Here is a 26,201-nt window from a genome sequence, read left to right as displayed (position 1 = left end):
TCCAACGCCTTAGTAAAAGTGATGGCAGGTTTCCGAACTCGGCAGAAGGAGCCGTTGATACAAAGTTCCGTCCATCGAGTGCCAAAGACAAGCACATATTAGGTGACGAGGAGGAAAGCTATGGCAGTTCAAAGATTGGTTCGCCAGACCCTGTGGTTGGCCCTCATGTCCGCGCTCTTGACCGGCCTTCCGCGGGTTGCGCAAGCCCAGATCAAAGAGCGCAGCATCAAGATGCCGATCGTGAACAGTATCGATCACCCACAGGGGATTGGTGCGAAAAAATTCGCCGACTTGATCGAGCAGAAGAGCGGCGGCAAAATCAAGGTCAGAGTATACCCGAGTGGAACCCTGGGCGGAGAGCAGCAGGTTGCCTCCGCCATGCAGGGAGGCACGGTTGAAGTATCGATGATGGCGCCGGCCCAGCTTGTCGGCAACATCAAGGAATTCCTGGTGCTCGATTTCCCCTTTGCTTTTGCGAACGAGCGCGAGGCCGACGCCGTCCTCGATGGACCCTTCGGCAAAAGCCTCCTCGACCTGATGCCCGCGAAGGGTTTGGTCGGCCTGGCCTATATGGAGCAAGGCTATCGCAGCATCACCAACAGCAAGAAGCCGATCCATAAGCTTGAAGACATCCAAGGATTGAAGATTCGTACGATCCTGAACCCGCTCTACATCGACATGCTTAATATGCTGGGGGCTAACGCCGTGCCGATGCCCTTCCCTGAGTTGTACACCGCGTTGGAAACTAAAACAGTCGACGGCCAGGAAAATCCGTATTCAACGGTGGAGGCATCCAAGTTCTATGAGGTGCAGAAGTACTTCAGCAATACAAAGCACATCTATAACCCGCAGCTGCTTCTTACAGGGAAACGGTTTTGGGACACGCTTTCCGGAGAGGAGAAAAAAATCTTCGAGGACGCAGCGATCGAGACGCGCGCCTTTCAGCGCAAAGTTGCCCGAGAGATGGACGAGAAGTCCCGCGAGTTTCTGCTCAAGAGCGGGATGGAGATCAACGATGTTGCGCCTGAGGAGGTCGCCCGTATGCGGGAGAAGGTCAAGCCTGTGGTCGACAAATACGCCTCACAGCTTGGTGAGGCTCTGGTGAAGCAGTTCGATGAGGAACTGGCCAAAGCTCGCGAAGCCGTGCGATAGAGAGGTTGCTGCAGGAGCCTTTCAGTGCGAAGGGAGGCTCCTCCGCAACCGTGCTTTTGCACTGGATGATACGGCCCTCATAGGGTGTGCGTCGGATGCATCCCAAAAGTGGAGCCCAGTTTACTCGCCCGGTGCACTAGCTTGATAGCGTCCTCGCATCTGGCGATCGCGGATCGATCGGCGTGGTTCCTCGCAACTCAAGAATTTCCTCAAGGGCGCGCGCGCCTGCCAATACACGTCCCTCCGTGCGGGTGCGGCCGACAATTTGCAAACCAACCGGACGTCCATCGCGGGTGAACCCACAGGGAAGGCTAAGTGCAGGTGCAGCCGTCAGGGAAACCGCATAAGCGATAGCCAGCCACTCGATGTAGTTAGAAAAGGTGTGACCGGCACACTCCCTGACATACCGCTCCCCCGCCGGGTAGGCAGCCACGATAGTCGCCGGGCAGAGAAGCAGGTCGTAGCTGTCGAAGAAAGAGTTCATCCTGCGAAACAGGGCTGCACGCTGGTTTTCTGCGCGGACGACGTCCGCCATCGAATATTTCAGGCCTTGCTCGATATTCCAGCTCACTTCCGGTTTCATCTTGCTCCGATGACTCTCCAAGAGTCCAGCGTAGCTGACGGCAAAGCTCATTGCCCGCAGGACTTGGAAAGTGTCATGAGCTTCTGAGAGGTCGGGATGCGCCTCCTCGACGATGACGCCTATATCCGTAAAGCGACTGGCCGCGGCCCGACAGATGGAGGCCACCTCGGGATCGACCGGCGTGATACCCAAGTCAGCGGAAAAGGCTACTCGTGCTGGCCGCCAGCCTGAGCGTGCCCAGGACAGAAAGCTTTCCGTTCTGGGTAGCGACAGGGGATCTGCCGGGCTCTCACCGGTCATGGCATCAAGAAGCAGAGCCGTGTCCTCGACCGTGCGACCCATGGGGCCGTTCACGCCGAGGAGGTGATCGATCTTTGCGCCCGGGCTGCTCGCAACGCGGCCTGGGCTCGGCCGCAGACCTACGACACCGCAAAAACTAGCTGGATTGCGTAAGCTGCCGCCCAGATCAGAGCCCTGCGCCACCCACGCTGTGCCTGTCGCAAGCGCAACCGCAGCCCCACCCGATGATCCGGCGGCGGAAAGCTCAGTGTTCCACGGATTGAGCGTGGCGCCAAACACCTCGTTGAAGGTGTTGCCGCCTGCACCGAACTCCGGGGTGTTGGACTTTGCATAAATCAGGCCGCCTTCAGCTTCGATCGTCTCCACGAGGATATCTGAGGTTTCGGGGACGTAATCGGCAAAGATGGGCGAGCCGTACGTCGTGCGAACGCCCGCGACTTCAGTCAGGTCTTTGATCGGAACCGGCAACCCGGCCAATCGACCTCGCTTGCCAAGAGGGCGTTGCATCAGTCTGCCAGCGTGTTCGCGTGCGCGTTCGAAGCAGAGGATAGGAAGCGCGTTGACGGTACCGTCCACTGCGGCAGCGCGGGCCTCAAGGGCGTCAAGGCAATCAAGTGGCGTAACATCTCCACGTTCTAGAAGATCGACGACCGCGCAGGCTGTCAGACTCGTTAAATTGTCGTCTTGCACCTTGATCACCATCCAAGATCGACCGTTCCGCCTCCGACATTGGGGCGGGGTCGGTATACATCGTACTCGCTGTAGCAGCCGCAACACCAGCTCATCCCAGCCAGACCGTGAGACATGACCGCTCCAAAGAGCTTATCGATTCGTGCAACAGCTGAGAGGATCTATCCAGCCAAGTTTGCCAAGCCTACAGGGTTGTTCCGTAACTTAATTGACGCCATTGTAAGCCGGCGCGAGAGGTTTTGGTTCTAGCGATTCCATAACCCACTAGCCGTGGCTGAGGTAAGCCATTTACATCGGGCAGAAGCTAGATATTTCCGGACGGGAAGAAATGTCTTGGTTTGATCCGGAACGGAGCTTCAGCAGAGAGGCGTCTTTCATGGACCTGAAGCAGGCTCAGGGGTTACTGGTGAACTACCTCTATGCCTTCGATGAGATCGAGAAGGACCACCGGGTCTTTACCAGGAAAGGCCTTGTAGCCCATAGTCCGCATAGCCTAGCGGGCTGATCTCCCCTCTCGTGATCTGGTGCCGGCCCCATGATTCAGCACTCCTTGATGCTTTTTCGGGTCCACCATAGATCCCCGTTTCGGAGCTCCTGTGATGAATGCCAACCTTTTCGACCGACTCGAACGTTCCGTCCTCGATCCCACGAAAAACGCCATCACCACGCCTGCCGGTGAGACGATCAGTTATGCTGACCTGATCGACCTTTCAGGCCGTTTGGCCAACGTGCTAGTCAGCCGCGGGGTCAAGTCTGGCGACCGGGTTGCAGTCCAGGTTGAAAAGTCTGTTCCGGCGCTGGTCCTTTACCTCGCGACCGTTCGGGCCGGGGCTGTGTATCTGCCCCTCAATACGGCCTATACCCTGACCGAACTCGAGTACTTCATCAGCGATGCCGAGCCCTCGCTGGTCGTCTGTGATCCTATCAAGCGCAGCGGTATCGAACAACTTGCCGCGAAGGTGGGAGCAGCAATAGAGACACTCGATTCCAAGGGGGAAGGATCGCTCGCGGATGCTGCGGCGGCGGCCTCCGAGACGTTCGAGACAGTGCAGAGGGCAGGCGATGACCTGGCTGCGATCCTCTACACCTCAGGCACCACCGGCCGCTCGAAAGGTGCCATGCTGACGCATGACAACCTGGTCTCCAACGCTATGACCCTGACAGATGTCTGGCGCTTCACGGCCGATGACGTGCTGATCCACGCTCTGCCGATCTACCACACCCACGGGCTCTTCGTGGCCAGCAACGTGACCCTGTTCTCGGGCGCAGCGATGGTCTTTCTGTCGAAATTCGATGCCGACGAAGTCCTCGGGCTGATGTCCCGCGCCACAACCCTTATGGGGGTGCCAACCTTCTACGTCCGCCTGCTGCAACATCCGGGCCTCACCAAGGAGGTGACGTCCGGGATGCGCCTGTTCGTGTCGGGCTCCGCACCGCTGCTCGCGGAAACCCACCGCGAGTGGAATGCGCGGACGGGTCACGCCATCCTTGAACGGTACGGCATGACCGAGACCAACATGAACACCTCGAACCCCTATGATGGCGACCGGGTTCCGGGCGCCGTTGGCCTTCCGCTCCCAGGCGTGTCCGTGCGCATCACCGACCCGAACACCGGAGCGGAGCTGGCGCAGGGCGAGATCGGCATGATCGAGGTGAAGGGGCCGAACGTCTTCAAGGGCTACTGGCGCATGCCGGAGAAGACTGCGTCTGAGTTCCAGCCTGATGGCTTTTTCATTACCGGTGACCTGGGCAAGGTCGACGAGCGCGGCTACGTCTCTATCCTCGGGCGCGGCAAGGATCTGGTGATCACGGGTGGCTTCAACGTGTATCCGAAGGAGATTGAGGACGAGATCGACGCCATTCCGGGCGTGTTCGAAAGTGCTGTGATCGGCGTCTCGCACAAGGATCTCGGCGAGGGCGTCACTGCGGTTGTGGTCCGCTCAAAGGAGGCGGCGGTCGACGAGCAGTCGATCCTTGTGGCGCTCGATAGCCGCTTGGCGAAGTTCAAGCTGCCCAAGCGGGTCGTCTTTGTTGACGATCTGCCGCGAAACACCATGGGTAAGGTGCAGAAGAACGTGCTGCGTGAGAAATTCGCTGACCTGTACACTCCGCCGGCGCGGGCCTCTCGGTGATGCCGGGCAGGAGTACTTCAGCGCCAGCATCACAAAGATCTTATCAACGACATTCCTCACCCTGTGGGAGATACAGATTCTGGCGAGCCTGCGACTCCAGGGCCAAATATAGCTGGCGTGCCGCCCGTATGGACGATGCATGCAGCCTCGTCACCGGGGATATCCCCTCTCGCGACGCAGCTGAGAAGCCCCGAGAACGTTTTCGCCACATAGGTCTGCTCAAGCACGAGGGCTTCGAGTTGCGCAAAGAGATAGCTGGCCTGCATGGAGGCCTTGGTCGGTCGGCCGTATCCTGCGCCCAGTTGATCCATATGAATTCGCACGCGACCTAGCATGTCATGCATGGGGCTGAATTCGGTCAGCCGGCACAAGCTCGCAAGGATGGTTTTAATCCGCACTTCGAGATCGGCAGCTTCGTATTCGACGCTGATGAGATGGAATGCCCATGGCAGGTCGAGCATGGCCGCGCCTAGGATCATCCCTGCTTCCGTGATGCCCATGGACCCCGGAAGAATGATGTGGCGCAGGTCGAGGCCTGCCGCACCGGCCTGCTCGTGAAGTTCCTGAGCGGCGCGGACATAACCGAGCGCACCGACCACCGGATCTCCCACCAGATAGGGGCGACGCCCGACAGCGGCTTGGTCCGCGACGACCTGTCTGGCTAACTTCTCGCGATCCGCTTCATCGACGTTGCCAAGGCTTTGGATCCGCGCTCCCATCATTTCCGTCAGCAGGCGGTTGCTATGGGTGAGTGAAGAGTCCGGCCCTGCGTAGAGCACCAAACACTCCAGCCCCAGCCTGGCCGCGGCGGCGGCCGTCAGCCGGACTTGGTTTGATGCGGCAGCACCTGCGATGACCAGGAGATCGCAGTCCCGCTCCAGCGCCTGGCCAAGCCAGAACTCAAGATTGCGTACCTTGTTGCCGCCAAAGGCGAGGGGCATGCAGTCGTCCCGCTTGACCCAGAGCTGCGGGTGCCCGGCGTGAAGGCTGGCTCGCACCATGTGCTCGAGAGGCGTTGGTCCTGGAAGAAGTGAGGCTCGTGGGAAGGAGCTCAGCATCTTGTCAATCCAGATCGACCGTCCGGGCCGCTCCCACCCGGCGCTCGGCCCACCGGGCGAACCGCAGAACGGGATAGCAGTACAGGAAGTAGATGAAAGCGATGAGACCATAGATGAACAGAACGTCCCGCGGGAAGCGCAGGATCGACACCTCACCCTGGCGGGTGAGTTCCGAGATGCCCACTACCGACAGGATCGCGGTGCTCTTGATGATCATCACGTAAACGCCGCTCATCGGCGGCACGGTCAGTTTCAGCGCCTGTGGAATGATGACGTACCAGAGGCGCTGAAGACGCGTCATTCCGAGGGCGGTTGCCGCCTCCGACTGCCCGCGCGGCACGGCCTCAACCGCGCCTTTTACGATCTCAGCCACATAGCTCGACGTGTAGACCGAGAGCGCTACGAAAGCCGCGGTGCGCGAGTCCCAACTGAGCCACGAGATCCCAGTGTTCGGCAGCACAAAGTAGAACACATACAGCTGAACGAGGAATGGCGTTCCGCGCAGGATATGGATGTAAAGGCCGAAGATGCTGGTGAGGACAGGCACGCGCTGGCTACGTACGAGACCGATCAGGGCTCCGATCAGCGAGCCGGCGATGATTGCCACGAGAGAGACGTAGAGCGTCTCCAGAAATCCCTGCCAGAGGAACGGCAGCAAGGATGAAGTGATGGACCAGTAGCGTTCAAGCATCGCGTTAGCCCTGCGCGTTCCAGGCAGGACCGGCCAGCCATTGCTTCACACCACGGGACAGAAGGAGGATCACCAGATAGATCAGGAGATAACCGAGAGCGATGGTGAGGAAGCTCTCATTGGGCCGCACCCGTTCGCTGTTCAGGAGAATGCCGGCGCTCGTGAACTCGAAAACCGTAATGATGGACAACAGCGACGTGTCCTTGATGAGAACTGCCGTTTGACCGATCAGCGGGGGAAGCGTGTTGGCGAAGGCCTGAGGAAGAACCACATAGCGCATACGTTGACCGTAGTTCATGCCAACCGCTTTGGCACCTTCGATCTGACCGCGGGGGACGGACTCGATACCAGCCCGGATGATCTCGCCCATATAAGGGGCGCTGTTCAGCGTAAGGGCGGCGATCCCAAAATACATATCATTCCAACTCTTCGCGATCGGCAGAAGAGCGGGGAGACCGTAATAAACGAGATAGATCTGGACCAGGAGCGGCGTTGCACGGATGAAGGCTACGTAGCCTTCGATGGGCTTTCGAAGGATTGCGCGGCTCGACAGGAGAGCGAGCGCAACGAGCGTGCCGAGCAGAAGCGACAGGATGAGGCTCACCCCGGCAGCCGTCAGCGTGTTGCTCAGACCCTCGGCGAAGCGGCCGAGATACTGCGCCACGATGCGGTAATTGTAGTAGTCGAGGAGCCAGGTCATCACTGTCTAGGGAAATGTGGCGCGGGGAGGAGGGCAGCCGGCCTTCGGCCGGCTGCCAGCAGCTTACTTGTGGTCCTTTTCCCAGTCGGTTGAGCTCCACCAGTAATTCACCTGGTTTTCGAGGCGCCGGTCAGCTGTGATGAGTTCCACGTAGTTGTCCAGCCAGAGCTTCAGGTGGAAGGCATTGGCCTGCGTAGCGAATGCGAGAGGCTCGCGGGTGATGACGCCCTCGAGGATCTTCAGGTTGCCGAACTCGCGTACAAAATTGGTGACGTTGCCAAGGTCCGATACGGCGCCCTCAAGACGGCCGCTGGAGAGAGCCTGGGCCACGGCCGCCGTTCCGCCGGCGAATTCCTTGAGGTTCGCCTTGGGCATGAACTTCTTTACGGCATCTCCATAGGAGCTGGCCTGCGTAGCGCCGATGTTGAGGCCTTCCTTATTGATCTCCTGCCAAGTTTTGTACGGCGCGTCCTTGCCGACGACCGCGACGGTTTCCTGGTAGAACATCGGGCGCGAGAACAGGAGCTGCGCGGCACGCTGAGGCGTCGGGGTCATGTCGGCCGCGATTATGTCGACTTTACCCGAAAGGAGCGCCGGGATCAGGCCCTTCCAGTCATAGTCCTGGAACGTGATCTTCACGCCAAGATCAGCGGCCATCATTTTGGCGAGTTCGACTGCGAGGCCGGTTCGTTCGCCCTTCTTGTTGACGAAGCTGACGGGCGCACCCTGCGACTGAACGGCGACGCGAAGCTCGCCACGCTTGAGGATTTCGTCCATCTCGTCCGCTTGGGCGACAGTGGCGAAGCCGAGGCAAGCCGTCACGGCCGCCATGATCATATTGCGTAGTCTTTTCATCTGGTTTCCCTCCTGGTTGTCATTTGGCGTGTTCCTCCGGAGCTGGTGGCCTAGAGGATCTGGTCTAGGAATGCCCGGGTTCTCTCGTGGGACGGTGATTCGAAAAAGGGGCCGGGCTCACCCTCTTCAACAATTCGTCCCTCGTCCATGAAGACGATGCGATCAGCGACCTCGCGGGCGAAGCCCATTTCGTGCGTCACGACCGCCATTGTCATTCCCTCCGCGGCCAACTTGCGCATGAGATCCAGAATGCCGCCAACCATTTCCGGATCGAGGGCCGATGTCGCCTCGTCGAACAGCATGATCTTCGGATCCATGGCGAGTGCGCGGGCAATCGCAACGCGCTGCTGCTGACCGCCAGACAGCTGGCTCGGATAGTGGCTGGCGCGATCCGCAATGCCGACCTTGGCCAGCAGTTCGCGCGACCGGGCGACTGCCTCAGCGCGGGAGCGCTTGCGTACGACCATCTGAGGCAGCACGACGTTGTCCAGCGCTGTCTTGTGCTGGAACAGGTTGAAGTGCTGGAACACCATTCCGATCTCGGCCCGGAGGCGGTTGAGATCCGTCTTCTTGTCGCTCAGAGAGACGCCGTCGATGATGATGCGGCCGGTGTCGAAGCTCTCCAATGCGTTCAGGGTGCGCAACAGAGTGCTTTTGCCGGAACCCGACGGGCCGATAACGACGAGCACCTGCCCCGGTTCGATGGACAGAGATACGTTATCGAGGGCGCGATGCTCTCCACGCCCATGGGCGGACCGAAATGTCTTGGAAACCTGGTCAACAACAACAATGGGGTTAGCGGTCATCATGCTACTTTCAGGTCGGTCGGAAGCCGGCCGGAGAATGCGACGGCCGCCGCGCCGATGAGCGTAACGCTCTCATCATCATGAACCTCGATTTGCAATTGTCCCCCAGGCATGTCCACCTTAATCCGGTCCTCACGCGTGAGTCCGCGGCGTCGAGCCGAAAGTACGGCTGCGCAGGCTCCGCTGCCGCAGGCGCGGGTGAGGATGCCGGGGCGCTCCCAAACCACCAGGCGGATCAGGTCCGGGGCTGCCATCTCTGCGACACCCACATTGGCTCCCTCTGGGAGGATGGGATCGTTCTGGATCGCCGGAGCCCAGCGCGGCACATCAATCGCATCACGGCTTGCGACGAAGCAGACGAGGTGCGGATTGCCGACATTCACCGCCGTGGGCTGCGCGAGAGGACCTGACGCGAGATCAATGGCGAGGGTATCGGCCGCGGACGCAAGGGGGATGCTTTGCCAGTCCCATTTAGGGGCTGGCAGGCCCAGGGCGACATCATGCTCGCCGACGCGGGTGGCTTCGATCAGTCCTCCAAGGGTTTCCAGGACCAGACGATCGTTGCTACTGTCGTGCAGCAGGAGCCATGCGACGCACCGGGTTGCATTCAGGCATGTTTGGGCTTCAGCGCCGTCGACGTTGTAGATCCGCATTCGGGCATCGGCGCCTGTTGCCACTACCCTTTCGATCACCAGCAACTGGTCTGCGCCGACGCCGACATGGCGATCGCAGATCCAACGGATTTCCTCCTGCGTGGGCTGAAATGGCTCATCGCGGCCGTCAATAACGACGAAATCGTTGCCAAGGCCATGCATTTTCAAGAACGGGCGTCCAGCAGGGAAGACAGGCAAGGCAGTGTACTCCATAGGACGAGAGGAAGACAAACCCGCCCGTCCCCAACAGGAATTCGAACACTGGTTTCCACACAAGGACAAGTCAATCCAGGGGTTTTCCTTGCCACCTAGACAATAGTTGGCATAACGGCTCCTGTTGCTCCATCGCAAGACGGGATATGGGACAGGCTTGCCTGGAAACGTTCGATAGTAACAATCTTCGCCAAGACTTGCCACTTTATCCACCTGTCAAAGTCGTGGCTGCCCCTGACTACGATCCCGATTTATGCTGACCGATCTGAAAACCGCCTTCTCATCAACCTGTAGTGAAAAGCAAGATGACGCCGCGTGAATCCCTCCCGCCGATGATTCCTGTTCCAGAAGCCGAGCGTCTGAACGTGATCGTCATCGGTGCCGGGGTCGTTGGACTTTCATCAGCACTCTGGTTGCAGCGTGCAGGCCATCAAGTCAGGGTCATTGATCGCGGACCTCCCCTGCCGGGGCAGCCCTACACCCATGCGTGCAGTTTCGGAAATGCATGCACGGTGGCATTGGGAGCCTGCCTGCCGGTTGCCATGCCGGGCGTGATTGCAGGCGTTCCCAAGATGCTCATCGATCGCAAGAGCCCATTGGCTCTCTTCTGGCGGGACCTGCCCAAACTCATGCCATGGCTCATGTCCTTTCTCCGATCCAGCACACCCTTGGAGGTCGATCGGATCGTGAGAGTCCTTGGACAATTGCTGCGTCTTGCAGAAGCGGGGAACGCTCCTCTGATGGAGGAAGCGGGATCGATCCGGCTGCTTCAGCGGAACGGATCTTTATATCTCTATAAATCAGAGCAGAGCTTCCAAGCCGCGACCAATGATATGTTGTTGCGTGAACGGGAGGGAGTTCGTATGGAAGTCCTGGACGCATCCGCGATCCGAGAGCGCGAGCCGAATCTGGCTCCCATCTACCAGCGAGGGCTGGTATTTTCAGACGCCTACCACATCGATACTCCCTACCAGTACATGTTGGATTTGGCTCAGTTGTTCCTCGCCCGAGGTGGCGAGTTTATCCGTGGAGAAGCAAGCTCGATCTCCCGACAGAACGACGATGTCTCTGTTCAAGTGGACGGTACGCATCACAAAGCCGATAGGCTTGTCGTTGCTGGAGGAGCTTGGTCAAAGCGCTTGGCCGCGACGGTTGGCGACTCGATCCGTCTCGATACGGAGCGAGGCTATCATGTGCTTTTTCCGGATGCGGGACATCTCCTTTCTGCGCCCACGTGCTATCCCGAGCATGGCTTCTATATGACACCACTGTCGGAAGGGCTGCGGGTCGCTGGAACTGTGGAACTCGGCGGCCTTGGACAGCCGCCTCGTCCGGTTCGGACAAACACGATTTCCCAAGTCGCCAAGATGCTGATCCCCGGCTTGTCAAGGCATGATAGAGAGTGGCTTGGTTTCCGCCCCTCCATGCCGGACTCTCTGCCCGTTATCGGTCCGTCGCCTCGCGACCGGCGGATCATCTATGCTTTCGGACATGGCCACATCGGCTTAACGCTCGGAGGGGTCACGGGCTATATTGTATCTGACCTGATCAGCAATCGCACGCCGCCGATAGAATTGGATTCTCTTCGTCCAAACCGGTTTTAGAGGTCGCAATCCTACTTGATCATTTGTCAGGCGCTTTGCAGAGCGCAATGGCGATTTCCCATGGGACGACGGGTTGCCGCCGGAAGGCCCACTTGAACAGGCATTAAGAGTTTAACGCAAGGCGATCCGGTGGAGCCGCCCAGGTCAGTCCGGGGCCCGAACATCGATGTCATCTGGCATCAGGTCTCGGCTCCTCTCCAGCAATTGAGGAAGAGACGGTGCGCCGTGCCGGCCGCCAAAGTGTTCGCACTTCATGGCGGCTGCGACGTTGGCTCTTTGCACGGAGCGCGATAATCCCCAGCCATTGACCAGGCCGTACACATAGGCCCCATGCCAGACGTCGCCGGCATTCAGGGTGTCCGCGGCGCGAACTTGCAAGGACGGGAACGTGCGCACGACAGGTGCATCGCTGCGCTGCCACACCAAGGCCCCATGTTCTCCAAGGGTCACACCGACGATGTCCGCATCGAGCTCTGCTGCGACCTGCAACAATGCGTCCTTGGGGGCTGTGGACGTCGTCAAAGAAAGCAGCGCGGGTTCTGAGAACAGCACGTGATCCGCCAGCGAGATCAACTCTCTGAGCACCGCCGGTGGAGCAACATCGGCATCGACCACGGTCGGCACCCCGTGGCGGCGAGCCTCCCCCAGAACGGCTCTTGCGCCCTCTGGCCAGCGCATATCCACCAGCACGGCGCTAGCATGCGCGATCTCGTGCAGGGGAAGCCAGCTTGGATCGGCGTCAAGAGCTGCATCGGTGTAGGGCACCACCAGCCTTTCCCCGCTGCTGTCCACCAGGATCGTCGAGAAGGCTGTGCGCGCCCCAGGAATTCTGCGGATGTTGGCGTTTCCGACATGTTCGCCGGACAGGTCGTGAAGGAATCTATCGCCCTCCGCATCGTCCCCTATACGAGCCCAGAGTTCGACCGTTCCGCCAAGGCGTGCAATGGTGATGGCGGCAGCGGTCGCCATGCCGGAGGCGGCCTGAACCACCCTCTCGGGCAGCACCTTCGTGCCATGTGAAGGAATGCGATCGATCTTGAAAATCGTATCCCAGAAAGCGCATCCGAGACAGATCACAGGCTTGTCCTGCATCGACACGGCCCCAAAATCTCCATTAGTCATCGTGGAAGTTCGACTGGTTGCCGTCATTCCATCCTGAGCGCTCGCGCCCGAGCGTTCATGATATGGGCAGAAGCCGCCTCCGTGGCGGCAACGACATCCCGCGCCTTGATAGCTGCGATGATGACGAGGTGTTCGCGCATGACTGGCAGCACCAGATCCTTATCCATGCTTGTTTCATTCTGACGGATCAGGCGGACCTTGATCCAATTGACCCGGTAAGCCTTCGAAATGATCTCGTTGTTGAGGTCGTCGATCACGGCCTCATGAAACTCCCGATCGACCTTTTGGGCCTCGGCGACGATTTCCTCTGTTGGGCCTTCCTGGGCTGATGTGACGATCGCCCGATGCGCCAGTTCGATCTGCTCGATCCTGGAATCGCTCGCGGTTTGGCAAAAAGACGTAATCGCCTCGCGCTCGAGGATGAGACGAAACTGAAACGCGTTCCGGATCAGGCTGATGTCCAGGGGCAGAACCTGCAACCCACGCCGCGGCACCGTGACGATGAGCCCCTCTGCTTCGAGCCTTGGGATCAGCTCCCGGATCGCTCCGAGGGGCTGACCCGTCAGGGCCACGAGTTCACGTTGAGTGATAAACTGCCCTGGCTTTATATCGCTTTGCAGCAGGTGGTAGGTGAACGCGTCGTAGGCCTGCTCGCGCAGTTTTGGCTCGGAGCGAGGCGCTCGGCGAGCCGAGATCATGCGACCGCCTTAGAAGAGGGGCGGAGGGGGTCAAGGAGCTTGGCGACGCGAGCAGCAGTTTGCTCGTCAATGGTGGCCAATGGCGGTCTCGCGATGGCCCACGCGGGGTCTTGACGCACATGCGCCACGAGAGCCTTCACCATCGGGACGACCGGGTGGCTGGTGATCTCCTGAACCAGCCGCACCACGTGTGGATCGTCGCGCCCATTCTCTGCCAGGGTAACGATGGCTTCGGGCACGATATTGGCAACGCCGCAGATGGACCCTGCGCCGCCAGCCGCACAGGCCTGGCCGAGATAGGTCTCGTCGCCTACGAGGATATTGAGATCGGGAAAAGCTTCGATCAACGCAAATGTCTCGTCGGCATTGCAGGCGCTGTCCTTGACGCCGCGGATGGCGCCTGGGAAAGCCGCAACCAAACGGCGGATAACGGTGTGAGACAGGGGCACCCCGGTCATGCCGGGAATGTGATAGAGGAGAACATCGCGAAGATCCCGCCCGACGGCCTTGAAGACCGTTGCGAACCACTCGAAGACTGCCTCGTCAGGCGCAGGCCGAAAATAGAACGGCGGCGCAAGGAGAACCGCCTGTGCGCCACGACGCAGTGCCGCGCTCGTGCTGTGGGCGGCTTCCTCTATCGAACATGCGATGACGCCCTCCACAAGCTGCTTCGATGGGATCCCGAGACTGATGAGCTCAGCCGCTACCCGATCTCGTTCGATCGGTCCGACAGACGGGCCTTCGCCCGTGGTGCCGAAAATTGTTGCCGTGCGGCAGCCGCGGGAAAGGCAGTCCTGGGCGTGATCGATCAAACGCCGAACGTCCACTCCTCCATCGGAAAACGGCGTGACAAGAGCAGGGCTGATGCCGAAACTGAGGGACAAGTGAGTCTCCAATAAAAGGATAGTGCTGACCAAAAGTAACTGCTGTGTTGACACTGACATGTTACAGGGTGCTTAATCCATGGCAAGCATGGAAAACGGCTCACAAGAAGTCGATACATTGAAACAGGGAGAACGACGATCATGGCCGAAACAGCAGGTTCACTCACGCGCCGCATGTTCCTTGCGACCACCGCCGCAACGGCAGCCTACAGTCTCGGCGGCGCCATGCCGGCGCTCGCGGATGTGAACTGGAAGAAATATGCCGGTGCGAAGATCGGCGTGAATCTCATCAAGAGCCCGCGTGGCGAAACGCTGCAGAAATACGAGAAGGAGTTTACCGAACTCACGGGGATTCAGGTCTCGTCCGAGCAGACGCCCGAACAGCAACAGCGCCAGAAGGCCGTGATCGAGCTGAACTCCGGAAGCCCGAGCTTCGACGTGATTCACATGAGCTATCATGTGCAGAAGCGCCAGTTCGAAAAGGCAGGCTGGCTCGCCGATCTCAGCGCATTCATGAAAAACCCGGACCTTACGGACGCCAGCCTCACCGAGAGCGACTTCGCGCAGGCCGGTTTGCTCTACGCCAAGAACCCGCAAGGCCAGATGCTGTCGCTGCCGTTTTCCGTCGATTACTGGATGGTCTACTGGAACAAGGAACTCTTCGCCAAGAAAGGCCTCTCCTATCCGCAGACATTTGACGAAATGGTGAAGGCGGCTGAAGCCCTTACAGATCCGAAGGAAGGAACCTACGGCTTCGTGGCGCGTGGCCTGAAGAACGCCAATGTTCCCGTCTGGACGAGCTTCCTCCTCGGCTACGGCGTCGATCCGGTGGACGCCAACGGCAATCTCAAGACGGACTCCCCGGAGGCCATTGAGGCCGCGCGACTCTACCAGCACCTTCTCACCAAGACCTCGCCACAGGGCGTAGCCGGCTTCAACTGGTCGGAATGCCAGTCCGCCTTCCTCCAGGGCAAGATCGGCATGTGGCTCGACGGCGTTGGCTTTGCTCCTCCGCTGGAGGATCCGGAAAAGTCCCGCGTCGTCGGAAAGGTGGGTTACGGCGTCATGCCGAGAGGCCCGAAAGCTCAGGCCTCCGCGACCTTCGGCGACGGAATTGGCGTCACCGCCACCAGCAAGAACAAGGAAGCAGCCTACCTCTACTGCCAGTGGGCGATCTCGAAAATGATGGGCGCGCGCCTCCTGCAGGCCGGTGGCGGCGTTCCATTCCGCCAGTCGATCCTGAACGATCCGGAAGTGCGCAAGGGCGTGAAGATGCCGCCGGCCTGGATCGACGCCGTGGTGGAATCCGGCAAGATCAGCAAGCTCGGCCTTCCGGTCGTCCAGCCTGTAACGGAGTTCCGCGACATCATCGGCATCGGCCTGACCAACTTGCTGGGCGGCGCGGACCCGGCGGCCGAGATGAAGAAGGCCACGGAACAGTTCAAGCCGGTTCTCGAGCGGAGCGAGAAGGCTTGATCATCCCTTGTCTGAAGCGGTGCAACGCAGTGGAGTTCACCCATGGGCACGCTCGTTGAACAGCAGGTGACAACCGTAACGGAGCCGGCGCCCGTCAAAGGCGCCGGCCGTCGCACCTCCTTCTGGCCGTTCGTCATCCCGGCGGTGGTGGTGGTCGGGTCCGTCATCGTCTTTCCGTGGGTTTTCACGGTCTGGATGAGCATGCATGAATGGACCGTGGGGGGCGCGCGTAACTTTACCGGCCTCGCCAACTACGCGCGGCTGGCGTCGGATACACGCTTCATCGCGTCCATAGGCAATACCCTGGTCTACACCTTCCTGGCGGTCATTCTCCCGTTGTTCTTCGGGACGCTCGCCGCGCTGATCTTCAACTCCCGCCTGCCGTTCAGAGGCGTCCTGCGCGGGTTGTTCGTCATGCCTATGATGGCGACACCTGTGGCCATCGCTCTGGTATGGACCATGATGTTCCATCCGCAGCTCGGCGTGCTGAACTACCTTCTGTCGTTCATCGGCATCGGACCGCAGGAGTGGGTCTTCAGCCCCAGGACGGTGATCCCGTCTCTGGTGTTGGTCGAGACCTGGCAGTGGACGCCGCTCGTCATGCTTATCGTCCTGGGCGGCTTGGCAGCCATTCCAACCGAGCCGTATGAGAGCGCCGAGATCGACGGGGCTAATGCGTTCCAGCGCTTTCGGTACATTACCCTGCCGATGATCGCGCCATTTCTCATGGTTGCCGTGATCATCCGCACCATCGATGCCCTGAAAAGCTTCGACATCATCTATGCCATCACCCAGGGTGGGCCCGGAACGGCGTCGGAAACCATCAACCTTTATCTCTACAGCGTCGCCTTCGCCTATTACGACGTGGGCTACGGATCGGCGATCGCCGTCGTGTTCTTCGCGCTCGTGATCGCCCTGTCGCTCCTGATGCTCCACCTTCGTCAGAGGACGAAGTGGATGGACCTCCAAGGTGGCCCATGAACCCGAGAAGTTTCCTCAATTCGCTGGGCCTCTGGTTTGCCGCCCTGGTGCTGGTGTCGCCCGCCATCCTGTTCTTTCTTTGGATGATTTCGCTCTCGCTCAAATTCGAGGTCGACAACGCCGCCTATCCGCCGGTCTTCATCCCTGAGCGCTTCGCCTGGAAGAACTACACCGGCGTGTTCGAATCCAACCGTTTCGGACTCTTCTTCATCAACAGCCTGATCGTCACCGGGGTTGCGACTGGCCTTGCTCTCCTGATCGGAGTTCCGGCAGGCTACGGTATCGCTCGTATGAAGGCCACCAAGGCGGCCGTGGTCGTGTTGATCGCTCGCATGACCCCGGGCTTGTCCTACCTGATTCCACTGTTCCTCCTGTTCCAGTGGCTGGGCCTCATGGGAACGCTCGTGCCGCAGATCATCGCCCATCTCGTCATCACCGTGCCGATCGTCATCTGGATCATGATCGGTTACTTCGAGACGACGCCCCTTGAGCTCGAGGAGGCCGCCGTGATTGACGGAGCCAACAGGTGGGAGGTGTTTCGCCATGTAGCCCTGCCTATCGCAAAACCGGGCATCACCGTCGCGTTTATTCTGGCGGTGATCTTCTCGTGGAATAACTTCGTCTTCGGCGTCGTCTTGGCCGGACGGGAGACCCGCACCCTTCCGGTTGCAGTCTACAACATGCTGTCCTTCGAGCAGCTGAGCTGGGGTCCACTGGCGGCGGCGGCGATCATCGTAACCTTGCCGGTCCTCGTGCTCACTGTCGTGGCGCAGCGACAGATCGTGGCGGGCTTGACAGCCGGCGCGGTCAAGGGCGGGTAGGCCGGAGCGCACCTTATCCAGGTCCCGGCGTTCAAGAGTTATCGGTAAAAACAAATGCACTGGCGGGATGTTGTCCCGCCAGTGCGCTTTTGGGCTTGAAAAGGCGCTTCTGCGTTATTTCAACATCGTGGCGACGTTGTCCTTCGTGACCCGGTCGATGCCAGCATAGACAATATCGTCCACCTTCTCGCCCTTCTTGAGCTTCAGGAGGATGTCCATGGCTCGCTCGCCCATTTCATAAGGCCGCTGCCCTACGAGAGCGTTTGCGAACCCATCGCGCAGCAGCTCAAGCTGTACCTTCAGGGTATCCGCCACGACGAGCGTGAACTTGCCCTGATCCATGGCGGCCTTGTTCTTGTTCACGAAGCTCTTGTAGGCCTCGGGAACGAACATCGGCCAACCACCGACGGGCACGATGGCCGCAAGGTCAGGATTTGCGGTCTTGAGGTCCTGCATCTGCTGGACCGCCAAGGCGAGATCGTCATTGCAATAGGTTGGAGAACCTGAGACCTCGGTCCATTTTGACCCCTTGAGGGCATCGCGCACGCCTTCGACCCGCTCCTTCAGATTAGCCGCCGCCGGGCCACCCGACACCATGGCGTACTTGCCGCCATCGGGACGCAATCTCAGGAGTTCCTCGCCAAGCGCACGGCCCATCGCTCTGTTGTCGGTGCCCACATGGGCCTGCCGCGCGGAGTTGGGCGCATCCGCATCGAAGGTAATGACCGGAATCCCCGCATCGCGGGCGGCCTTGATCACGCGAACCGCCGCCGCCGCATCCGACACGGAGATTGCGATTCCATCGACCTTCTGGCTGATCAGATCCTGAATGATCTGCGCCTGGCTTGCCGGCTCATGCTCTACAGGTCCCTTGTAGATGCATTCCACATTGCCAAGCTCCTTGGCCCGTTTGATGCACCCGTCGCGGGACAGGTCGAAGTAGGGGTTGTTCATCGCCTTAGGGACGATCGCGAACCTATAGGTCTGCTGGGCAAAAGCCGGGGCGGTGAGCGCCACGGCGGCCACCGCGGCTAGGATCAGTCGCTTCATCGTTCTTTCCTCCTGGTTAATTGACGCCCCGCGGCCGGGGTCTCGTGAACGGCTTCTCTCGGCCGATTGATCTTGCTTTCGCTCTGGAATGGCGAGGCAAATCTGTTCGTGCGTGAATCGCTCAAGGCGTCATCCGCATCGTCCGCATACGGTCGACCAGGACCGCCAGGATGATGATTCCGCCGACCAGGACGATCTGCCAATAGGCGTTGATGCCAGCGAGCACGAGGCCGTTGCGGATCACCTCGATGAGAAGCGCGCCGATCACCGCGCCTGCCGGCCCGCCAACGCCGCCCGTAAGATTGGCCCCGCCAATGACTGCCGCTGCGATGATCGTCAGCTCATACCCGGTTGCCAGATTGGCCGGAGCCGAGCCGAGCCATCCTACCATCAGAATGCCGGCGAAACCTGCGGAGAGGGCGGACAGAATATACACCGCAACCTTCACCCGCTCGACCGCGACGCCCGTGAGAGCCGCGGCCTTTTCGTTGCCGCCGAGCGCGAAGACATGGCGGCCGAATGCGGTGTGGTGAAGAACGACCCCCATGATAGCCGCCAGTACAAGCAGATAGATCACGGCCACCGGAATACCCGCGATATTGCCGTCGGTCAGGCCATAGAAAAGATCGACATCCGGCCCGGTCGGCGCCTGCCCACGCCCTTCCGTGACCGCATATGCGAGCCCTCTGACGATCGACAGCATGCCAAGGGTCGTAACGAAGGGTGACAGCCCGATCCGGGCGATGAGAAGGCCGTTGACGAGACCGATCAGCAGGGCGACGCCGAGCCCAGCACCGAGTGAAACGATCATGCCAACCAAAGAAATGGTATCGATTGCAGTCCCACTCACCGCCTGCATGACGATGGCGCATGTGATTGCCGCGAGCGCCATGGTGGAACCCACGGAAAGGTCGATCCCGCCTGTGACGATGACGAAAGTAACACCGAGGGTCACGATTCCCACGAAGGAGAAATTCTTCGCGACGTTGGCGAGGTTACCCGGGCTGAGGAATGCGGAACTCAGCAGCGACATCACGATCATGATGACGATGAGGGCAGCGGCCACGTAAGCCGTCTGGCTCGCAAAGAAGCCCCGCCGCCACCAGGCAGTCCGGCCGACATTCGAAAAGTCGGTGGTTTCGGGCTTCGCGCCGGGCGCCTGAGAAATATCGCTCATCAGGCGGCCTCCTTGGCACCTGTGATCAGCGCTGTGACTTCCTCGGGGCTCGATTGGTTGATCGGCTTGTCGGCGACCTTGTTTCCGCGCCGCATCACGACCACCCGTTCGCAGACGGAGAAGACATCGGGCATGCGGTGGGAAATCAGGATGACGGCGATCCCTGCATCCCTGAGCCGCCGGATGAGGTCGAGCACCTCTGCGACCTGCCGGACCGAAATGGCTGCTGTCGGTTCGTCCATGAGGATAAGCTTGGCCCGCGCGAGCCTTGTCCGGGCGATGGCAACGGCCTGCCGCTGGCCACCCGACATGACGCGTACCACATCGTCGGGGCGAGTCTCCGATTTGAGCTCGCGAAACAATTCGCCGGTCCTCTGGTTCATGGCGGCATGATCGAGGAATGAAAACGGGCCCACCTTGCGCTTGAGTTCGCGCCCGAGAAACACGTTGGCGGCCGCCGTCAGATTATCGGCCAGCGCCAAGTCCTGGTAGACGACCTCGATCCCGACGCCCCGGGCATCGACCGGCTTGGTGAAGTGCACTTCGCGATCCTCGAACAGGACGCGCCCATGGGACGGCGGAAAGTTGCCCGCGATGATTTTCACAAGGGTCGATTTGCCGGCGCCGTTGTCGCCCATCAGCCCGACGACTTCGCCGGGCTTGATCGTCAGATTGACGTGGGAGAGGGCTCGAATAGCTCCGAACTCCTTCCCGATGTCCTGTAAAACGAGGAGTGACAATACGATTCCCTCCCTTCGTTCCAAGCCTTGCTTGGCCAGCGTCTATGCGCCGGAACCTATATAAGCATGGCGGTCTGCAAGGTGTCACTACCTACTTCCGTCAGTGCAGTATCGGCGAAGTAACTTCCTGTCGGGGGAGGGCATTACTCTCTGGCGGAACTCATGACCGGTCGGCAACCTGTCCTTCATGACCGTGAAAAGATGAGACATGGGGAGGCGTGGCACAAAACCTTGCATCGTGCAGGTGTGCATTGCAGCATCGCTGCTGTGGCGCAACAAGGGACGCGTCAGCAGGGAAGGGGCTGTCTGACGCGTCAATTCGCGGGATCAGGCTCTCACACGTTGATGATGGCCTTGATCAGCCCATCCTTTTCATGGGTCCAGCGGGCCATGGCCTCCGGCGCTTGATCGAGGGTGGTCGAGTGGCTCGCCAGTTCATCAAGGGGCACCAACCCGTCGCGGATAGATGAGATGACGTGCTCGAAATCCGCTCTTTGAGCATTGCGGCTCCCGATCAGCATCATTTCCCGCTTATGGAACTCGGGATCCGAGAACGTAATGTTGTCCTTGACTACGCTGACCAGGACGAAGGCCCCGCCATGGGCAACCAAGCCAAACCCTTTGTGAATCGACGCAGCATTTCCGGTCGCATCAAAGACGACGTCGAAGCCATCGTTGCCCGTCAGTCTCATGAGTTCTTCATGGGCGCTGTCGCTCAAGACGACGCCTTTCTCGAAGCCGAGCCGCTCGGACGCAAAGGACAGGCGCTCCTGACTCATGTCGTGAAGGGTCACCTCGAGGCCGGCAATGCGAGCAAAGATCGCGACGCCCAAGCCGATCGGGCCGGTCCCGATCACGAGCGCGCGTGATCCCGCCTCCGCCAAGGAGCGCCGGACCGCGTGAGCGCCGATTGCCAGGAACTCGACCATGGCAGCGTCCCGAAGGGAGAGGCCTTCGGCCGGGTAGAGATTTTCCTCGGGCACGAGAATTCGTTCGCACATGCCCCCATCCGTATGAACGCCGAGGACTCGGATATTCGTGCAGCAGTTCATCTTGCCTTTGCGACACGCAATGCAGGTCCCGCAAGCAATGTATGGGTTGATGATGACAGGGCTACCTGTCTTCAGCCCGCTGCCGGCGGCAGCCTCTGCGACCATGCCCGACAACTCGTGCCCCATCACGCGTGGATATTCGAGGAACGGATGCTTGCCCTCGAAGATGTGATAATCCGTGCCGCAAATGCCGATATGTTTGATATCGACGGCCGCATATCCCTTCGGCGCCGGGCCCGGCGCTGGCCGTTCCACGACTTCCAAATGTCCTGGGGAATGACAGATAAGTGCCTTCATGGGAGCCTCGCAAATGGAGCTTGTAGCCGCCTATTCCAGGGTCAGAACGCCGGTCTTGAGGATCAGGTTGCCGTACAGGCGTCGTTCCCCGGTTGCCACGATGATGGCTGCCTGCCTAGCGCGCTCGTAAAACGCGAACCGCTCCAACGGCTTCACGTCGAAAGGGCCTGCCAGATTTCTGATAAGTTCGGCGAAGGCTTTACAGATGGGCGGAACCGCTGACGGATCTCCGACGACTTCCATCCGGAAGGCCGCCGCTTCCGCGAAAGTGTCGAGAGGCAGATGGGTCAGGATGGCGTCGGCCGCCGCAATGGCGTCAATCCCATCGAGGCGGACGACTCGAGGCCCGAGGGAGTGGGAAGGAAAATTCGCATCGGCGATGACGACCTCGTCCCCATGGCCGAGGCTTCGCAAGGCGTGGAGTAGATCCGGCCCGAGAAGAGGATGTATGCCGCGAAGCATGGATGGCTCCTACTTGTTGATCGCAATGGCGTCGAAGGCCTGCCATGCCTCCTGAGGCACCTGCTTGGCCAGATCGTCGAGATTGCGTTTGAGACTTGAAGGCTTGGCCGTCCCGATCAGTACTGTCGCAACGTTGGGATCTTGCAGCGGAAATTGCATGGCGGCCGCAGCGAGCGGAATGCAATGGCCCCTGGCAATATCTTCCATGCGACGCACCCGGTCGAGAATGTCTTGGCTAGCGGGTCCATAGTCGAAGTGAGCGCCGGGCACCGGGCCGGTTGCAAGTATCCCCGAATTGAACACGCCGCCGACGACCAGGGACGTCTGGGTCTTGGCGCAAAGCTGCAGGAGTTTGCGCGAGGCGTCCCGATCAAGGAGAGTGTAGCGGCCCGCCAGCAGAATGCAGTCGATGGATGCGCCGGACATGATGTCCAGACAGACCTCCACCTCATTCACGCCCAAGCCGAAAGCCGATATGGAACACTCGCTCTTGAGTTGGTTCAGTGCCTTGAGGCCGCTGTCCATGAGATCCCGCAGGTGCTTCCGGTTGGCCTCCTCGCCATGGGTATAGGCTCCGATATCGTGGACGAAAAGAATATCGATGCGGTTGAGACCCAGCCGCGCGAAACTGAACTCGAACGACCGCATGATGCCGTCATAGGTGTAATCATAGTCGACCGTGAACGGCAGAGGCTCCACATAGCTGTGGTCGGGCACCTGGTCGTCAGGAACGGGTCTCAGAAGACGCCCTACCTTTGTGGACAACACATAGGAATCCCGGGGCTTGTCTCGCAGAACGTCCCCCATCCGGCGCTCCGAGAGGCCAAAGCCATAGAACGGCGCCGTGTCGAAATATCGGATCCCCGCATCCCAGGCCGCCGCGATCGTTTCCTCAGCGCTTTCACGGGAGACGGCCCGATACAATCCTCCAATGGCGGCGCCCCCGAGGCTGACCTCCGTGACTTCGACAGAGGTCTGTCCGATCCTACGGCGCTTCATGCTGTTGATCCCCAATGATGCCGGCCTGAGAGCCTTATGCCTGCAGATGATAGAAGTTGCGGGCGACGTCACCCAAGATAAGTTTCTGTTCGCTCTCGGAAAGCCGCGCAACAAAGGCACGCACCTGGTCAAGCCAAGCAGAGTAGGGCGACGCCAACTCGAGGACCGGCCAATCGGATCCCCACATGAGACGCTGCGGGCCGAATGTGCCGATGAGATGATCAACGAATGGCAACAGGTCGTCCGCTCCGGCTCGCGCCCCGGCTTCAGTCAGCAGGCCGGAGAGCTTGCAGACCACGTGGGGGCGTTCGGCGACCGCGGCGATCCTGTCCGCCCAGGCGTCGAAGCCTTCGCGGCCCTTCGCAATCTCGGGCTTCGCACCATGGTCGATAACGACTGGGAGATTGGGATATCGGTCTACAAAAGCGACGAGCGCCTCGAGGTGCTCGGGCCTGACCAGAGCGTCGAAGGTCAATCCAAGGCGTTCGACGACAGCGAGGGACGGCTGCAAGCTAGGACGCAGCATCCAGTTCACGTCCGGGATCGACTGGATCATCGGACGGATTCCACAAAACTTCGAATGGTCGGCAAAACGCTCCAGATCGACGAGATGCCCGGGTTGCTCCAAATCGATCCAGCCGACGACCCCTGCGACGAACTCGGTCTTGAGGGCAATGTCCAGGATGAAGCTCGTCTCCGCGAGATAGGGGGCTGCCTGTACGAGCACTGTTTTCGACACGCCCGTGGCCTCGATCTCCGGCAGCAGGTCGGCGGGAGCGTAGTCCCGATAGATCGGCTTCAAATCGGGTGTCGGCCAGTCGAACCAAGACGCGCTCAATGACCAGAAGTGCTGGTGGGAATCGACAACGTCCAATGCTGCTTACCCCCGTGCCGCAACAGGCTCTTGGCCACGGTAATCCTGGCCGTAATGAATATGCGAGGCAAGCGATGCAAGGAGGACGCATCGTATTTTTCACTCATAGCTTGGGTGCGTTGGTCACGAGAGCCTATAGGTGAGCGCTTCGGCACATCTTGCTAAGAGAGTGCGGACAGACCGCCGTCAGGGCGGCGATTGCCGGATTGACAACCCCCTCAAGGCTGCCGCTGTACCTTGGGGGGAAGCGGAAACAAGGAAACAAACTGCTCGGCGACGGCCCGGTTGCCTTCAATTTGCAGGACGCCATCGGTTTCCAAGGCGTCGATTGGTTGTCCGGCGTAGATCGCCCGGGCGATGTTCGCGGCTGAGCCTGTGAAAACCACGTCGGCCCCTTCCAGAGGGCCTCGAATGATCCCGATGCTCTTGGGGGTGACATGACCGAGGAAGGTCTCGTCTCCCAGGCGGAAGCCGATCCGCGCCTCGATCCCCTGGGCGCGCCGCGCGTCGAACATCGTGCGGAGCGACAGCATCAGCGAGACCGCGCTGAAGGGCAGGCTTGGGTCGTGCGCAGGTGAGCGAGCCGCCCAGCGGCCCAGCGCTTGGAAAATCGGTTCGCTCTCGTGGCCCCACTCCGTCAGTTCATAGACCTGAGTGGCTGCCGGCGGAGGCAGCTTGTGGCGCATGAGCACGCCAGCGGCCTCCAGTCCCTCGAGACGCTGCGTCAGGACATTCGCGCTGATGCCCGGGAGACTGCCGCGCAGATCACTGAAGCGCCTGGGCCCCAGCATGAGTTCCCGCATCACGGGAAGAGCCCAGCGTTCACCGACGAGGTCGAGGGCATGAGCCGTCGCGCAGGCGTCCTCATACTGACGCCGGCGCCGCTCCTGCGTTCCAGTTAATTTTTCTAACTTCATAGTTGCTTTTTATAACTTGCTGGGAGATCATTGTCAAACCACAACCAGAACCAAGAGGGATCCATGTCCAAGCTGATTTTTGTAAACCTGCCGGTCCGCGACCTTGATCGTGCGGTCACATTCTTGGCGCAGACAAGAACGAGCAGTTCACCGATCACACCGCCGCCTGCATGGTCTTTTCCGAAACAATCCACGTGATGCTGCTCACCCACGACAAGTTTCGCCAATTCACCCCGAAGAAGATCGCCGACGCGAGGGAGGTCAGCGAGGTGCTGATCTGCATCTCTGCCGATAGTCGAGACGCTGTCGACGCCATGGTCAATAGGGCTCAGGCGGGCGGCGGGCGAAATGATCCAGGACCGACACAGGATTACGGGTTCATGTACGGCCGGAGCTTCGAGGACCCGGACGGGCACATTTGGGAGGTGATGTGGAGGCCGCAAAGGCTGCCGGCGGCGAGATGGCGCCTGCCTGATAGAGATCTCAGAGGCCGTAGCCGAAACCCGACCGCGTGGCCATGCCCGGGCTACACAAAAGACACCCAGAAGGCGTTGACAAACGCGGGCCCAACCGACATATCCGCGAGCCGTCTGGACTTCAGTCTGGACGGACTCGCTAGCCGGTCTAGGTTCCTTTGGCCTCCTCCGCTTGCTCAGCGCTGATCAGGATCCTGAGGTCCTGGTCGCGTCACGAACCCGATGGCACATCGAATAACGCAATCGTGGCTCCTCTGATGCACAAAAGATGTAATCAAACGGCACTAGCTGATTGATAACGGTCATCGCAGAAGCAAATCTGTTTCTGCGGATGATGACGCATGCAGATAATCAGTAATCCAGAAAAATTTACGCTTCCGACTAAAAATGTTTACGGCAAGTGTTGACGAAATAAACGGGAACGTGTAAATCAATACTTATCGGCGGCGAGGTTATGTTTGGTTTTGCTGCTGGAGTGTTTGGCGCTTTGGGTTGGAAAGTTTTCGATCCGGGTGTTGACAGGCGGGGCGGCTGAACTTATATCGGGTTCATCGCGGCGCTTCGAGGCGCTGACGCTCTCACGGACAAAGGGAACCTGGGCCGGATTTTCCGGACCGAGGTCGTTTTGTCCGGTTGATGGTTTTTTTGCACCCTTGGGTGCTGCTTTTTGACAAGTGAAGATGAGAGAGAGAAGCGTGGACGGCGGTGTCCTTGCGGACGGCCCCTTGGGGCTGTCGA

General features: G+C 59.9%; 26 protein-coding genes and 1 pseudogene. 8 read left to right on the top strand and 19 right to left on the bottom strand.

Features of this window, described 5'->3' with window-relative positions; translation table 11 throughout:
- The first annotated feature begins 120 nt into the window (after nt 1–120).
- Nucleotides 121–1,152, top strand: coding sequence for a TRAP transporter substrate-binding protein (locus DRB19_RS19255; RefSeq protein ID WP_114187656.1), 1,032 nt, complete (start codon nt 121–123; stop codon nt 1,150–1,152).
- Between the two features lie 136 nt (nt 1,153–1,288).
- On the opposite strand, the gene DRB19_RS19250 is transcribed toward DRB19_RS19255, so the two are convergent.
- On the bottom strand, nt 1,289–2,737 hold the full coding sequence (locus DRB19_RS19250) for an amidase (protein ID WP_114187655.1): 1,449 nt from the start codon (nt 2,735–2,737) through the stop codon (nt 1,289–1,291).
- A 364-nt stretch (nt 2,738–3,101) separates the two neighbouring features.
- Between DRB19_RS19250 and DRB19_RS31535 the strand changes: the two genes are divergently transcribed.
- Together DRB19_RS31535 and DRB19_RS19245 are read left to right on the top strand one after the other, a co-directional pair.
- Nucleotides 3,102–3,230, top strand: a complete 129-nt coding sequence (locus DRB19_RS31535) for a hypothetical protein (RefSeq protein WP_276330619.1) — start codon at nt 3,102–3,104, stop codon at nt 3,228–3,230.
- Between the two features lie 94 nt (nt 3,231–3,324).
- A complete protein-coding gene (locus DRB19_RS19245) occupies nt 3,325–4,857 on the top strand; it encodes a malonate--CoA ligase (protein ID WP_114187654.1) in 1,533 nt (510 codons plus the stop codon).
- 56 nt (nt 4,858–4,913) lie between these two features.
- Here DRB19_RS19245 and DRB19_RS19240 read toward each other — a convergent pair whose 3' ends face one another.
- From DRB19_RS19240 to dapF, 6 genes are all read right to left on the bottom strand, one after another.
- Nucleotides 4,914–5,915, bottom strand: a complete 1,002-nt coding sequence (locus tag DRB19_RS19240) for a 1-aminocyclopropane-1-carboxylate deaminase/D-cysteine desulfhydrase (RefSeq protein ID WP_162815758.1) — start codon at nt 5,913–5,915, stop codon at nt 4,914–4,916.
- A 4-nt stretch (nt 5,916–5,919) separates the two neighbouring features.
- On the bottom strand, nt 5,920–6,606 hold the full coding sequence (locus DRB19_RS19235; protein ID WP_114187652.1) for an amino acid ABC transporter permease: 687 nt from the start codon (nt 6,604–6,606) through the stop codon (nt 5,920–5,922).
- Between the two features lie 4 nt (nt 6,607–6,610).
- On the bottom strand, nt 6,611–7,306 hold the full coding sequence (locus DRB19_RS19230) for an amino acid ABC transporter permease (protein WP_114187651.1): 696 nt from the start codon (nt 7,304–7,306) through the stop codon (nt 6,611–6,613).
- Nucleotides 7,307–7,369: 63 nt separating this feature from the next.
- Nucleotides 7,370–8,161, bottom strand: a complete 792-nt coding sequence (locus DRB19_RS19225; protein ID WP_114187650.1) for an ABC transporter substrate-binding protein — start codon at nt 8,159–8,161, stop codon at nt 7,370–7,372.
- 50 nt (nt 8,162–8,211) lie between these two features.
- Nucleotides 8,212–8,970 (bottom strand): amino acid ABC transporter ATP-binding protein, encoded by a 759-nt coding sequence (locus DRB19_RS19220; RefSeq protein WP_114187649.1) that lies wholly within the window; start codon nt 8,968–8,970, stop codon nt 8,212–8,214.
- Nucleotides 8,967–9,782, bottom strand: a complete 816-nt coding sequence (gene dapF / locus DRB19_RS19215) for a diaminopimelate epimerase (protein WP_245439669.1) — start codon at nt 9,780–9,782, stop codon at nt 8,967–8,969. Before dapF ends, DRB19_RS19220 begins: the two co-directional genes overlap by 4 nt.
- Before the next feature lie 356 nt (nt 9,783–10,138).
- Between dapF and DRB19_RS19210 the strand changes: the two genes are divergently transcribed.
- Complete coding sequence (locus DRB19_RS19210; RefSeq protein WP_114187647.1) at nt 10,139–11,437, top strand: NAD(P)/FAD-dependent oxidoreductase; 1,299 nt, start codon at nt 10,139–10,141, stop codon at nt 11,435–11,437.
- 144 nt (nt 11,438–11,581) lie between these two features.
- Here DRB19_RS19210 and DRB19_RS19205 read toward each other — a convergent pair whose 3' ends face one another.
- From DRB19_RS19205 to DRB19_RS19195, 3 genes are read right to left on the bottom strand one after another with little or no spacing between them, the layout of a single operon-like run.
- Nucleotides 11,582–12,559, bottom strand: a complete 978-nt coding sequence (locus DRB19_RS19205) for a PfkB family carbohydrate kinase (RefSeq protein ID WP_245439663.1) — start codon at nt 12,557–12,559, stop codon at nt 11,582–11,584.
- A gap of 23 nt (nt 12,560–12,582) precedes the next feature.
- Nucleotides 12,583–13,257 carry a GntR family transcriptional regulator gene (locus DRB19_RS19200; RefSeq protein WP_114187645.1) on the bottom strand — a complete coding sequence of 225 codons (675 nt, stop codon included), beginning with the start codon at nt 13,255–13,257 and terminating at the stop codon, nt 12,583–12,585.
- Nucleotides 13,254–14,141, bottom strand: coding sequence for a dihydrodipicolinate synthase family protein (locus DRB19_RS19195; RefSeq protein WP_162815756.1), 888 nt, complete (start codon nt 14,139–14,141; stop codon nt 13,254–13,256). Before DRB19_RS19195 ends, DRB19_RS19200 begins: the two co-directional genes overlap by 4 nt.
- 141 nt (nt 14,142–14,282) lie before the next feature.
- Here DRB19_RS19195 and DRB19_RS19190 point away from each other — a divergent pair, with 141 nt between their 5' ends.
- From DRB19_RS19190 to DRB19_RS19180, 3 genes are read left to right on the top strand one after another with little or no spacing between them, the layout of a single operon-like run.
- Nucleotides 14,283–15,617: an ABC transporter substrate-binding protein gene (locus DRB19_RS19190; protein ID WP_114187643.1), complete on the top strand. Its 1,335-nt coding sequence runs from the start codon at nt 14,283–14,285 to the stop codon at nt 15,615–15,617.
- Nucleotides 15,618–15,659: 42 nt separating this feature from the next.
- Nucleotides 15,660–16,598: a carbohydrate ABC transporter permease gene (locus DRB19_RS19185; RefSeq protein WP_114187642.1), complete on the top strand. Its 939-nt coding sequence runs from the start codon at nt 15,660–15,662 to the stop codon at nt 16,596–16,598.
- The gene (locus DRB19_RS19180; protein ID WP_114187641.1) at nt 16,595–17,419 is read left to right on the top strand and encodes a carbohydrate ABC transporter permease; all 825 of its coding nucleotides are present in this window, start codon (nt 16,595–16,597) and stop codon (nt 17,417–17,419) included. The genes DRB19_RS19185 and DRB19_RS19180 overlap by 4 nt, the downstream gene beginning before the upstream one ends.
- A 114-nt stretch (nt 17,420–17,533) precedes the next feature.
- On the opposite strand, the gene DRB19_RS19175 is transcribed toward DRB19_RS19180, so the two are convergent.
- The 8 genes from DRB19_RS19175 to DRB19_RS19140 all read right to left on the bottom strand — a co-directional run bounded on the left by DRB19_RS19175 (nt 17,534) and on the right by DRB19_RS19140 (nt 24,987).
- Complete coding sequence (locus tag DRB19_RS19175; protein WP_114187640.1) at nt 17,534–18,469, bottom strand: sugar-binding protein; 936 nt, start codon at nt 18,467–18,469, stop codon at nt 17,534–17,536.
- A gap of 121 nt (nt 18,470–18,590) precedes the next feature.
- Complete coding sequence (locus DRB19_RS19170; RefSeq protein WP_114187639.1) at nt 18,591–19,646, bottom strand: ABC transporter permease; 1,056 nt, start codon at nt 19,644–19,646, stop codon at nt 18,591–18,593.
- Nucleotides 19,646–20,386, bottom strand: coding sequence for an ATP-binding cassette domain-containing protein (locus tag DRB19_RS19165; protein ID WP_114187638.1), 741 nt, complete (start codon nt 20,384–20,386; stop codon nt 19,646–19,648). The genes DRB19_RS19170 and DRB19_RS19165 overlap by 1 nt, the downstream gene beginning before the upstream one ends.
- A 335-nt stretch (nt 20,387–20,721) precedes the next feature.
- Nucleotides 20,722–21,735, bottom strand: coding sequence for a zinc-binding alcohol dehydrogenase family protein (locus tag DRB19_RS19160; RefSeq protein ID WP_114187637.1), 1,014 nt, complete (start codon nt 21,733–21,735; stop codon nt 20,722–20,724).
- A gap of 30 nt (nt 21,736–21,765) precedes the next feature.
- Nucleotides 21,766–22,197: an RbsD/FucU family protein gene (locus DRB19_RS19155; protein ID WP_114187636.1), complete on the bottom strand. Its 432-nt coding sequence runs from the start codon at nt 22,195–22,197 to the stop codon at nt 21,766–21,768.
- A 9-nt stretch (nt 22,198–22,206) separates the two neighbouring features.
- Nucleotides 22,207–23,196: an aldo/keto reductase gene (locus DRB19_RS19150; RefSeq protein ID WP_114187635.1), complete on the bottom strand. Its 990-nt coding sequence runs from the start codon at nt 23,194–23,196 to the stop codon at nt 22,207–22,209.
- 34 nt (nt 23,197–23,230) lie between these two features.
- Entirely contained in the window at nt 23,231–24,070 is an 840-nt protein-coding gene (locus DRB19_RS19145) for an amidohydrolase family protein (RefSeq protein ID WP_114187634.1), read from the bottom strand.
- 218 nt (nt 24,071–24,288) lie between these two features.
- The gene (locus DRB19_RS19140; protein WP_114187633.1) at nt 24,289–24,987 is read right to left on the bottom strand and encodes a winged helix-turn-helix transcriptional regulator; all 699 of its coding nucleotides are present in this window, start codon (nt 24,985–24,987) and stop codon (nt 24,289–24,291) included.
- A 63-nt stretch (nt 24,988–25,050) separates the two neighbouring features.
- On the opposite strand from DRB19_RS19140, the pseudogene DRB19_RS19135 reads away from it, so the two are divergent.
- Nucleotides 25,051–25,421 (top strand): annotated as a pseudogene (locus tag DRB19_RS19135) (VOC family protein); the annotation flags it as partial.
- Between the two features lie 472 nt (nt 25,422–25,893).
- Here the strand turns inward: DRB19_RS19135 and DRB19_RS30045 are convergent.
- Nucleotides 25,894–26,201, bottom strand: a 308-nt coding sequence (locus DRB19_RS30045) for a hypothetical protein (RefSeq protein ID WP_162815755.1), incomplete at its 5' end; no start/stop codon positions are given.

The organism is Microvirga aerophila, assembly GCF_003332305.1.
GTDB classification, from domain to species: Bacteria; Pseudomonadota; Alphaproteobacteria; order Rhizobiales; family Beijerinckiaceae; genus Microvirga; species Microvirga aerophila.
This window is presented reverse-complemented; position numbering and strand designations above follow the sequence as displayed.